The sequence below is a fragment of the Kineosporia babensis genome, from assembly GCF_021129305.1.
Lineage (GTDB): Bacteria > Actinomycetota > Actinomycetes > Actinomycetales > Kineosporiaceae > Kineosporia > Kineosporia babensis.
This window is the reverse complement of the sequence record NZ_JAJOMB010000013.1, coordinates 163,984-175,499: the sequence shown is the minus strand read 5'-3', so window position 1 is coordinate 175,499 and position 11,516 is coordinate 163,984. Positions and strand designations below refer to the sequence as shown.

Sequence of the window (11,516 nt, the reverse complement as noted above, 5' to 3'; positions counted from 1 at the left end):
TCATCCTCCTGGGGCAGTTCGACCTAAGCCTCACGAGCCTAGTCCTTCACGAGGACGGTTCCCGCCACCTTTTCCGGTGCCACAAACCACGGCAGGTGCCCACGACGTCCATAAATCTGAGACGTTGTGGGCACCTGAGGCCTGCGGGACACCTTGGTGGGCGGTTCAGTTGAGCCGGATCGGGTTCACCACGTCGACCGACACCGTCAGCAGGGTGAACGCGCCGAAGATGGCGATGATCACCAGGGTGACCGGGATCAGCTTCTCCCGGTCGACCGGGCCCGGGTCGGGCCGCCGGCGGCGCAGCGCCAGCTTGCGCCGGGCCGCCTCGTACCAGGCCACCGCGATGTGCCCGCCGTCCAGCGGAGGCAGCGGCAGCATGTTGAACAGGCCTAGGAAGACGTTCAGGCCGGCCAGGATCGCCAGGAAGGTGGCGGCGCCGTCGATCCCGCTGGTCTCGACGATCTCACCGCCGATCCGGCTGGCCCCGACCACGCTGATCGGGTCGTCCTGCGAGCGCTCGGCGCCCCACAGCGCGCTCCACAGCGAGCTGATCTTGCTGGGCAGCCGGGCGATCGCCTCGTAGCCGGCCACGATCGTGTCACCGGTGCTGGTGAACGACTTGCCCACGCTCTCGACGAAGCCGTAGTGGACGTTGGTGGTCTCGGTCAGGTTGGTGATGCCGATGGTCGGGGTGGCCACCGTGGTGGTGTCCCCGGCCGGGGCGTCCAGCGGCGGGCGCTCGGTGTTGACCAGGGTGATCTGGGCGGTCCGGGTCTGCCCGTCGCGGGTGTAGACCAGTTCCACCGGCTCACCGGCGTTCTGCTCGCGGATCGCCTTCTGGAACGCCGCGTAGGAGGGGATCTCGGTGCCGCCGAGGCTGACGATCCGGTCGTCGCGCTGCAGACCGGCCTGCTTGGCCGGGGAGACCGGGTCGGCGGTGGTGCAGGCCCGCAGCCCGCCCTGGTCGGTGAGCTCGTACTTGGGCACGACGCACTCGGCCACGCTGCCGACCACGGCCGGGGTCTCGTTCAGGGCCTTGGGGGTCGGGATGCCGAACAGCCAGAACGCCGGAACCAGCAGGATCACGGCGATCATCAGGTGGACCAGCGAGCCGGCCGAGAGCACCAGGGTGCGCTGCCACAGCGGCTTCTGCCAGAACGCCCGGCCCTGGCGCTCGGTCTCCTCGCCCTCGGGTTCCTCGACGCCGGGGGCCATCCCGATGATGTTGACGAACCCGCCCAGCGGGACCGCCTTGAAGCCGTACTCGGTCTCGCCCTTGCGGAACGACCAGACGGTCGGGCCGAAGCCGGCGAAGAACCGGGTCACCCGCATGCCGAACGCCTTGGCCGCGAGCATGTGCCCGGCCTCGTGCAGGACGACGCTGAGGAGCAGGCCCAGGGCGAACAGGACCACCCCGATCGTGTAGCTCATCCCCGCGGTTACTCCCTGCTAGGCACTGATGCACGTGTGGTTGCCCCGGATCGGGGAACGCCCACTTTTATACCTGGCCCGGCTGTCGGCCGTCGGCCCAGCTGGTGGCCAGGACATTCCGGGTGCCTGCCCATCGGTCCGGGTGAACATCCGGTGCAGAGGCCGGGTGGGTGAGAAGAGGCACTCGCTGGGTTCGGCATAATTGGGCCGCCGGGCCGTTCCCTAGGTCTGGACGGCCGATGGGGTTCGCCTCGCACAGGCTCTGCGCACGGGGAAATCTTCACAGGAGGCACGGTTCAGGTATGAGCGTCAGTCTAGGTATTCCGACCGCACCTCCCCCGGTCCTCAACCCGCGCCGCAAATCCCGCAAGATCCAGGTCGGCAAGGTCGCGGTCGGCGGCGACGCACCGGTCTCGGTGCAGTCCATGACCACCACGCTGACCTCCGACGTCAACGCCACGCTGCAGCAGATCGCGCAGCTCACCGCGGCCGGCTGCGACATCGTCCGGGTGGCCTGCCCGAGTCAGGACGACGCCGAGGCGCTGCCCGCGATCGCCCGCAAGTCCGGCATCCCGGTGATCGCCGACATCCACTTCCAGCCCAAGTACGTGTTCGCCGCGATCGACGCCGGCTGCGCCGCGGTCCGGGTCAACCCGGGCAACATCCGGCAGTTCGACGACAAGGTCAAGGAGATCGCCAAGGCCGCCGGGGACGCCGGCACCTCGATCCGGATCGGGGTGAACGCCGGCTCGCTGGACAAGCGGCTGCTGGAGAAGTACGGCAAGGCCACCCCCGAGGCGCTGGTCGAGTCGGCGGTCTGGGAGGCCTCGCTGTTCGAGGAGCACGGCTTCCGCGACTTCAAGATCTCGGTCAAGCACAACGACCCGGTGGTCATGGTCCGGGCCTACGAGCTGCTGGCCGAGCGCGGGGACTGGCCGCTGCACCTGGGCGTCACCGAGGCCGGCCCGGCCTTCCAGGGCACGATCAAGTCGGCCGTGGCCTTCGGTCACCTGCTCGGCCAGGGCATCGGGGACACGATCCGGGTGTCGCTGTCCGCCCCGCCGGTCGAGGAGGTCAAGGTCGGCATCCAGATCCTGCAGTCGCTGAACCTGCGCCCGCGCAAGCTCGAGATCGTCTCCTGCCCCTCCTGCGGGCGGGCCCAGGTCGACGTGTACACGCTGGCCGAGCAGGTGACCGCCGGCCTGGAGGGCATGGAGGTCCCGCTGCGGGTGGCCGTGATGGGCTGCGTGGTGAACGGGCCCGGCGAGGCGCGTGAGGCCGATCTCGGAGTAGCCTCCGGAAACGGCAAGGGGCAGATCTTCGTCCGCGGCGAGGTGATCAAGACCGTGCCGGAGTCGAAGATCGTCGAGACGCTGATCGACGAGGCGATGCGGATCGCCGAGGAGATGGGCGATGATGCGCCCGAGGGCACGCCTTCGGTGACCGTGAGCTAGTTCTACGACAAGTGGGGATGGCACGTTGCTGCGCTCGGCGCTGAAGGTTCTGGCCAGGGACGACGTCGAAGAGGCCCTGGCGCTGTGCGACCAGGACCCGGTGGCCAACCTGTTCGTGGCCGCCCGGCTGCGGGCGCTGCGCGGCGACCCGCGCCGGCACGGCGGCGAGATCTGGGGCTGGTACGAGGGCGGCTCGATGCGCGCGGCCTGCTGGTCCGGCGCCAACCTGGTGCCGGTCAACGCCAGCGAGCAGGCAGTCGAGGCGTTCGCGTACCGGGCCCGGCGCAGCGGGCGGCAGTGCTCCTCGATCGTCGGCCCGGCGCACATGGTGCTGGGCCTGTGGCAGCACCTGCAGGCCTCCTGGGGCCCGGCCCGCGACATCCGGGCGAACCAGCCGCTGATGGCGATGTCGTCGGCGCCCTCGGTGGAGCCCGACCCGCTGGTGCGGCGCAGCCAGATGTCCGAGCTGGAGCTGCTGGTCCCGGCCTGCGTGGCGATGTTCACCGAGGAGGTCGGCTACTCGCCGGTGGCGGCGGACGGCGGGGCGGTCTACCGGGCCCAGGTCAGCGGGCTGGTGGCGGCCGGGCGCTCGTACGTGCGGATGGACGAGACGGAGTCCGGCCCGGTCGTGGTCTTCAAGGCCGAGCTGGGCTCGGTGGTCCCGGAAGCCGTTCAGGTGCAGGGAGTCTGGGTGAACCCGCGCTACCGGGGCCAGGGGGTGGCCGCCCCGGCGATGGCGGCGCTGGTCGAGTCGGTGCGCCGCGAGGTGGCCCCGGTGGTCTCGCTCTACGTCAACGGCTACAACACCAGGGCCATCCGGGCCTACGAACGAGTCGGCTTCCAGACCGTCGGCACCTACGCCACCATCCTCTTCTGATCGGCCGACACCAGGCTCCGGACCACCCGCATCCAGACCTCCCGATCCAGCCGGCCAACTCAGCGCTCGCCCACCGGCAGCGCGGCGGCCGGGCAGTTGGACGTGTCCGACCAGACCGGCTCAGCTTGTCGCCTCGCCGCACCGCCTCATCGCCTTGCCACCTCATCGCCTTGCCTTGCCGCACCGCCTCATCGCCTTGCCTAGCCTCATCGCCTCATCGCCTCATCGCCTTGTTTGCCGCACCGGCCTGCGCAGCCCACCACGCGATGTGTACACCTGGCACATCCGGTACCGGATGTGCCAGGTGTACACATTCGAGGGTGGCCACTGCGGACGCTGACGGTGACCGACCAGGCAGGTTCGTAGCTGTCGGTGAATGGCGGGCGGAGGCGGCTACTGGGCCATGCGCTCGCGGGCCCGGGCACGGGCCCAGGTGTCGGCGGCCAGGACGCCTTCGATGCTGAGCTCGCCGGCCTCGGTGTGGTCGGCCAGGACGTCGCCGACCACGTCGAGAATCTGGGTGAAGCCGAGCCGGCCCTCGTGGAAGGCCCAGACGCATTCCTCGTTGGCGGCGTTGTAGACGGCGGGGAACGTACCCGCCTGCTCACCGGCGGCCCGGGCCAGGCGCACTCCGGGGAAGGCCTCGTCGTCGAGGGGGAAGAAGTCCCAGCTGGAGGCCGTGGTCCAGTCCAGGCCGGGATTGGCGCCGGGCACCCGGGCGGGCCAGCCCATCCCCAGGGCGATCGGCAGGCGCATGTCGGGCGGCGAGCACTGGGCCAGGGTCGAGCCGTCGGTGAACTCGACCATCGAGTGCACGATCGACTGCGGGTGCACCACCACGTCGATCCGGTCGAACGGGATGCCGAAGAGCAGGTGCGCCTCGATCACCTCCAGACCCTTGTTCACCAGGGTGGCCGAGTTCGTGGTCACCATCAGGCCCATGTCCCAGGTCGGGTGCTTCAACGCCTCGGCCGGGGTGACGGCCGAGAGCTCGGCCCGGGTCCGGCCGCGGAACGGGCCCCCGCTGGCGGTCAGCACCAGGCGCTTGACCTCGTCCGCGGTCCCCCCGCGCAGCGCCTGGGCCAGGGCCGAGTGCTCCGAGTCGACCGGCACGATCTGGCCGGGCGCGGCGGCGGCCGTGACCAGCTCGCCGCCGATGATCAGCGATTCCTTGTTGGCCAGGGCCAGGGTGTGCCCGGCGCCGAGCGCGGCCAGGGTGGGCGCCAGGCCGATCGCGCCGGTGATGCCGTTCAGCACCACGTCGCAGGGCCGGGCCGCGAGCTCGGCCGCGGCGTCCGGGCCGGCCAGGATCTCGATGCCGTGGTCCTTCCCGGCGAACGCGGTCAGGGCCGCCTCGAGATCCGGCAGCCGGGACGCGTCCCCGATCGAGACCACCGGAACCTGCAGCTGCGCCGCCTGCTCGGCCAGCAGACCGACCTGGCTGCCGGCCGCCAGGCCGACGATCCGGAAGCGGTCGGGGTTGTTCTTGACCACGTCGATCGCCTGGGTCCCGATCGACCCGGTGGAACCCAGCAGCACGACGTCACGACGCTCGACAGACATGCCGCGCATCTTGCCAGTCAGAGAGCTATGCCCACGTACTTGGTCTCCAGGTACTCCTCGATCCCCTCGACGCCGCCCTCGCGCCCGTAGCCGGAGTGCTTCACCCCGCCGAAGGGAGCCGCCGGGTTGGACACGATGCCCTGGTTCAGTGCGACCATGCCGGTCTCCAGGCCCTCGGCCACCCGCAGCGACCGCGCGACGTCCCGGGTGAACACGTAGGCGACCAGCCCGAACTGGGTGTCGTTGGCCATCGCGAGGGACTCTTCCTCGGAGTGGAAGGTGGTGATCGGGGCGACCGGCCCGAAGATCTCCTCGGACAGCATCCGGGCGCCCGGTTCGACCCCGGTGAGCACGGTCGGGGCGTAGAAGTACCCCCGTTCTCCTACCGCTGAGCCGCCGACCAGGACCTTCGCGCCCGCGTCGACCGCATCGGCGACCAGCTCGGCCACCTTGTCCCGGGACTTACCGTCCACCAGCGGGCCGACGTCCACACCTGCTTCGGTACCCCGGCCCAGTTTCAGAGCCCCCATCCGCCCGGCCAAGCGGGCCGCGAACTCCTCGGCCACCTTCTCGTGCACCAGGAATCGGTTGGCGGCCGTGCAGGCCTCACCGATGTTGCGCATCTTGGCCAGCATCGCGCCGTCGACCGCGGCGTCCAGATCGGCGTCGGGGTAGACCAGGAACGGCGCGTTGCCACCGAGTTCCATCGAGACCCGCAGCAACTGGGTGGCGGACTGCTCGACCAGCTTGCGCCCGACCGGGGTGGACCCGGTGAACGAGAGCTTGCGCAGGCGATGGTCACGCACCAGCGGCTCCACCACCTCCGGGGTGCGCGAGGTGGAGATCACGTTGAGCACGCCGTCGGGCAGACCGGCCTCGGCCAGCAGGCCGGCCAGCGCATACATCGACAGCGGGGTCTGCGGCGCGGGCTTGACCACCATCGTGCAGCCGGCCGCGATCGCCGGGCCGATCTTGCGGGTGCCCATGGCCAGGGGGAAGTTCCACGGGGTGATGAAAAGGCAGGGCCCGACCGGCTGTTTCATGGTGAGCAGCCGGGTGGCGCCGTTCGGGGCGGTGGACCAGCGCCCGGCCACCCGCACCGCCTCCTCGGAGAACCAGCGGAAGAACTCCGCGGCGTAGGCGATCTCGGCCCGCGACTCGCCCAGCGCCTTGCCCATCTCCAGGGTCATCAGCAGGGCCAGGTCGTCGGCCCGGTCCACCATCAGCTCGTAGGCCCGGCGCAGGATCTCGCCCCGATCGCGGGGCGCGGTGGCCGCCCATTCCTTCTGTTTGTCCGCCGCCGCGGCCAGCGCGTCCCGGGCGTCGGCCACCCCGGCGTCGGCCACCTGGGCAATCACCTGACCGGTCGAAGGATCTTCGACGTCCATCCGGGCCGAGTCGGCCGCCGGGCGCCACTGGCCGTCGATGAACAGGCCGCTCGGGACGCCGTCGAGAACCGCGGCCTCATCGGCCGCCAGGCCGGTCGTCGTGCTCATCTGCCAGCTCCTTCGCACCGGTCGAACAAGATCCGACCAGATCGGACAGGGTGGAAGAACCCTATGCTGGGCGCATGCCCGACTCCACCCTCCCCCAGTCCGGCGCGGCGCGCGAGGTCACCCAGAAACGTTCGTTGGTCACCGAGCTGCCGGGCCCCCGGTCCCGGGAACTGGCGGCCCGTCGGGATGCCGCGGTGGCCTCGGGCGTGAGCAGCCTGATGCCGGTGTTCGCGGCCCGGGCGGCCGGGGCGATCGTCGTCGACGTGGACGGCAACCAGCTGATCGACCTGGGCTCCGGCATCGCGGTCACCACGGTCGGCCACAGCGTGCCGGCCATCGTGACGGGCGTGCAGGAGCAGATCGAGGCGTTCAGTCACACCTGCTTCACGATCACCCCGTACGAGGGGTACGTGGCGGTCTGCGAGGCGCTGAACCGGCTCACCCCGGGCGACTTCGAGAAGCGCTCGGCGCTGTTCAACTCGGGTGCCGAGGCGGTGGAGAACGCGGTGAAGATCGCCCGCCGGGCCACCGGCCGCGACACGGTAGTGGTGTTCGACCACGCGTACCACGGCCGGACCAACCTGACCATGGCGATGACCGCCAAGAACATGCCCTACAAGGACGGTTTCGGCCCGTTCGCCGGTGAGGTCTTCCGGGCGCCGATGTCGTACCCGCTGCGCGATCCGCTGGGCACCGACGGCGCGGCCGCGGCGGCCCGGGCGATCACCGAGATCGAGAGCCAGGTCGGGGCGCAGCGGGTGGCCTGCCTGGTGATCGAGCCGATCCAGGGCGAGGGCGGATTCATCGAGCCGGCCCCGGGTTTCCTGCCCGCGCTGGCCGCCTGGTGCACGGCGAACGACGTGGTGTTCGTGGCCGACGAGGTCCAGTCCGGCTTCGCCCGGACCGGCCGGATGTTCGCGGTGGAGCACGAGGGGGTCGTACCCGACCTGGTGGTGACGGCGAAGGGGATCGCGGGCGGGATGCCGCTGTCGGCGGTCACCGGGCGAGCCGAGATCATGGACGCGGCGCACGCCGGCGGGATCGGCGGCACCTACACGGGCAATCCGGTTTCGTGTGCGGCCGCGCTCGGCGTAATCGCCACGATCGAGAGCGAGGGGCTGGTGGAGACCGGCCGTCGCCTGGGTGAGCGGCTGCGCAGCTTCCTGCTCGGCCTGCAGGAGCGGTTCCCGGAAATTGGAGACGTCCGGGGGCGCGGGGCGATGCAGGCGATCGAACTCGTGGTTCCCGGCACCCACACACCCGACGCGGCGCTGGCCGGGCGGGTGGCCAAGTACTGCCACCAGCAGGGCGTGATCACGCTGACCTGCGGCACCTACGGCAACGTGCTGCGGTTCCTGCCGCCGGTGACGATCGGGGACGAGTTGCTCGACGACGCGCTGTCGGTGCTGGCCGAGGCGTTCGAGACCGTGCGGTGAAGCTGGACCGGGGGCGGCTTCGGCGGCTTCAGGCGCTCGAGGAGGAACGCTTCGTCGCCGAGCGCCCGCGGTCCCAGGGCCTGGCCGAGCAGGCCCGCGAGCACCTGACCGGTGGCGTGCCGATGTCGTGGATGGTGAAGTGGCCCGGGCCTTTCCCGGTGTTCGTGAACGAGGCCTACGGCGCGCACTTCACCTGCGCCGACAGCATCGATCACGTGGATCTGTGCCTGGGCGACACCGGCGCGATGAGCGGCCACTCCCCCGCCGCCACCGCGGCCGCGGTCCGCGAGCAGGTGGTGCGCGGCATCACCTCGATGCTGCCCACCGCCGACGCGGCGCTGGCCGGGGCCGAGCTGGCCCGCCGGTTCGGCCTGCCGCAGTGGCAGTTCACGCTGACCGCCACCGACGCCAACCGGCACGTGATCCGTTACGCCCGGCACCTGACCAGGCGCAGCAAGATCGTGGTGATCGACTACTGCTACCACGGCACGGTCGACGAGACGTTCGCCGTGCTCTCGCCCGAGGGCAGGACCGTCTCGCGGCCCGGCAACATCGGTGCACCGGTGGCCCTGGACCAGACCACCGTCGTGGTGCCGTTCAACGATCTGGCGGCGATGGAACGAGCTCTGGCCACCGGTGACGTGGCGGCCGTGCTGCTGGAACCGGCGATGACGAACATCGGCATCGTGCTGCCGGATCCGGGCTATCACGCCGGCCTGCGCGCCCTGACCAGGCGGTTCGGCTCGCTGCTGGTGATCGACGAGACGCACACGCTGTGCGCGGGCCCGGGCGGCAGCACGGCGGCCTGGGGTCTGGAGCCGGACGTGGTCGTGGTGGGCAAGACCATCGGCGGCGGCATCCCGGCCGCCGCGTTCGGCATGACCAGCGAGATCTCGGCGCAGATCCAGGCTTCGGTAGAGCTGCCGGACATCGACGTGGGCGGGATCGGCGGCACGCTGGCCGGTAATGCCCTGTCGATGGCGGCGGTCCGGGCCACCCTGACCGAGGTGCTGACCGACGAGGCGTTCGCCCGGATGGAACAGCTGGCGGTGCGCTGGACCGAGGGCGTGCAGGCGGTGCTCGAGGAGTTCGGCGTGCCCTGGCACGTAACCCGCCTGGGCTGCCGCGCCGAGTACGCCTTTTCGGCGCAGGCCCCGCGGACCGGTGGTGAGGCCGCAGCGGCCGACGACTTCGAACTGCAGCAGTACCTGCACCTACAGGCGCTGAACCGGCACGTCCTGCTCACGCCGTTCCACAACATGGCCCTGATCAGCCCGGCCACCACCGAGGCCGACGTGGACCAGCACTCGGCGGCGTTCCGGGAAGCGGTCAGCGCCCTGTTCTCGTAGGGGCCTAATGCCGGTAGTAGGGCGCGTTCTCGGGAGCCAGCGGGGTGTTGCCGAGGATCAGGTCGGCGGCCTTCTCGGCAAGCATCAGCACCGGGGCGTAAATGTTGCCGTTGGTCACGTAGGGCATGGCCGAGGCGTCGACCACGCGCAGCCCCTCCACTCCGTACACGCCCATCGTGGCCGGGTCGAGCACGCTCATCTCGTCGGCGCCGAGCTTGGTGGTGCAGGAAGGGTGCAGGCCCGTCTCGGAGTTGTCGCAGACCCAGGAGATGATCTGCTCGTCGGTGACCACGTCGGGCCCGGGCGCCATCTCACCGTCGTTGTACTCGTCGAAGGCGGCCTGGGCGAAGATCTTCCGGGCCACCCCGATCGCCTCGACCCACTCGCGCCGGTCGTTCTCGGTGGACATGTAGTTGAAGCGCAGCGCCGGATGCTGCCGCGGATCGGTCGACTTGATCTTCACCGAGCCGCGGGAGTCGGAGAACATCGGCCCGATGTGCACCTGGTAGCCGTGACCGTTGGTGGGCCGGCTGCCGTCCCGGTCCACCGCCAGGGGCAGGAAGTGGAACATCAGGTTGGGGTAGGGCACCGAGTCGTTGCTGCGGACGAATCCGCCGCTCTCCAGATGGTTCGAGGCGGCCGGGCCGTCGCGGTGCAGCAGCCACTGCAGGCCGATCGAGGGCCGCCGGCGGATCCGCAGCCAGGGCGTCAGCGAGACCGGTTCCTTGCAGCCGTACTGCACGAACGCCTCGAGGTGGTCCTGCAGGTTCTCGCCGACCCCGGGCAGGTCCTGGTTGACCTTGATCCCCAGGGACCGCAGTTCCTGCGCGTTGCCGATGCCGGACAGCTGCAGCAGCTGTGGGCTGTTGAACGCGCCGCCGCAGAGAATCACCTGACCGGCCCGGACCGTGCGCGGCCCGCCGAGCCGGCCGCCGCCGAGCATCTGCGAGTACTCCACGCCGACCGCCCGGCCGTCCTCCACGATCACCCGGTGCACCAGCCGCAGCGTCTTCACCGTGAGGTTGCGGCGGTGCTTGACGGGGTGCAGGTAGGCGTCGGCCGCGGACATCCGCCGGCCGTCGTGAATGGTCTGGTCGAACCGCGAGAAGCCTTCCTGGCGGTAGCCGTTCACGTCGTCCACCAGCTCGTAGCCGGCCTGCTGGGCGGCGGCGAAGAACGCGTCGTAGAGCGGGTTGGGGGTGGCGGCGCGCTCCAGGGTGAGCGGGCCCGCGGAGCCGCGCCACTCGTCGCCGCCGGCCAGACAGGTCTCCAGCCGCTTGAAATACGGCAGGCAGTGCGCGTAGTCCCAGTCCTGCATGCCCTTGTCGGCGGCCCAGCGCTCGTAGTCGAGCGGGTTACCGCGCTGGAAGACCATGCCGTTGATGCTGCTGGAGCCGCCCAGCATCCGGCCCCGGGGATGCGGCACCCGGCGGTTGTGCAGGTAGGGCTCGGGCTCGCTGAAGTACGACCAGTCGTACAGCGGGTTGCCGATCACCATCGGCAGCGCGGCCGGCATGTGGGTGAGCACGTCCAGGCCGAAGTCGGGCCGCCCGGCCTCCAGCACCAGCACCTTGACCGAGGGGTCGGCGGACAGCCGGTTCGCCAGGATGCAGCCCGCCGACCCACCGCCGACGATCACGAAGTCGTACTGCATCGGGCTTTCGTCTCCTCAACGCCGGCGGAACCCGGGCAGATCGGATCGGCCTGCTCAGCGGGGGTTTTGGCCAGAGTACACATTCACCGGAATACCCGTCGCAGCCCACGGTAAGACTATTTCTGGCCTTACGTAAGGGTTGGGTCGGACATATTCGCAGGGATAACCTGACGCGCCGTCAGAAATAAGCGGCGCGACACTGCCCAAAGTGAAATGCAATATACGGACGGTGGTCCCGGACCAACGTCCCGAA

8 protein-coding genes are annotated in these 11,516 nt (G+C 70.3%); 4 read left to right on the top strand and 4 right to left on the bottom strand.

Annotated features, from left to right (window positions below; all coding sequences use genetic code 11):
- Positions 1–165: 165 nt before the first annotated feature.
- A complete protein-coding gene (locus LR394_RS23340; RefSeq protein WP_231445653.1) occupies positions 166–1,434 on the bottom strand; it encodes a M50 family metallopeptidase in 1,269 nt (422 codons plus the stop codon).
- A 302-nt stretch (positions 1,435–1,736) separates the two neighbouring features.
- Between LR394_RS23340 and ispG the strand changes: the two genes are divergently transcribed.
- Positions 1,737–2,888, top strand: a complete 1,152-nt coding sequence (gene ispG, locus LR394_RS23335; protein WP_231445651.1) for a flavodoxin-dependent (E)-4-hydroxy-3-methylbut-2-enyl-diphosphate synthase — start codon at positions 1,737–1,739, stop codon at positions 2,886–2,888.
- 25 nt (positions 2,889–2,913) lie between these two features.
- Positions 2,914–3,765 (top strand): GNAT family N-acetyltransferase, encoded by an 852-nt coding sequence (locus LR394_RS23330; protein WP_231445638.1) that lies wholly within the window; start codon positions 2,914–2,916, stop codon positions 3,763–3,765.
- 393 nt (positions 3,766–4,158) lie between these two features.
- Here the strand turns inward: LR394_RS23330 and dxr are convergent, their stop codons facing one another.
- Both dxr and LR394_RS23320 read right to left on the bottom strand, forming a co-directional pair.
- On the bottom strand, positions 4,159–5,328 hold the full coding sequence (gene dxr, locus LR394_RS23325) for a 1-deoxy-D-xylulose-5-phosphate reductoisomerase (RefSeq protein WP_231445636.1): 1,170 nt from the start codon (positions 5,326–5,328) through the stop codon (positions 4,159–4,161).
- Between the two features lie 17 nt (positions 5,329–5,345).
- Positions 5,346–6,824 (bottom strand): NAD-dependent succinate-semialdehyde dehydrogenase, encoded by a 1,479-nt coding sequence (locus LR394_RS23320; protein ID WP_231445634.1) that lies wholly within the window; start codon positions 6,822–6,824, stop codon positions 5,346–5,348.
- A 74-nt stretch (positions 6,825–6,898) separates the two neighbouring features.
- On the opposite strand from LR394_RS23320, the gene gabT reads away from it, so the two are divergent.
- Entirely contained in the window at positions 6,899–8,260 is a 1,362-nt protein-coding gene (gene gabT, locus LR394_RS23315) for a 4-aminobutyrate--2-oxoglutarate transaminase (protein WP_231445632.1), read from the top strand.
- Positions 8,257–9,609: an aspartate aminotransferase family protein gene (locus LR394_RS23310; protein ID WP_231445630.1), complete on the top strand. Its 1,353-nt coding sequence runs from the start codon at positions 8,257–8,259 to the stop codon at positions 9,607–9,609. The genes gabT and LR394_RS23310 overlap by 4 nt, the downstream gene beginning before the upstream one ends.
- Before the next feature lie 4 nt (positions 9,610–9,613).
- On the opposite strand, the gene betA is transcribed toward LR394_RS23310, so the two are convergent.
- Positions 9,614–11,263 carry a choline dehydrogenase gene (gene betA, locus LR394_RS23305; protein WP_231445628.1) on the bottom strand — a complete coding sequence of 550 codons (1,650 nt, stop codon included), beginning with the start codon at positions 11,261–11,263 and terminating at the stop codon, positions 9,614–9,616.
- Positions 11,264–11,516: the final 253 nt, after the last annotated feature.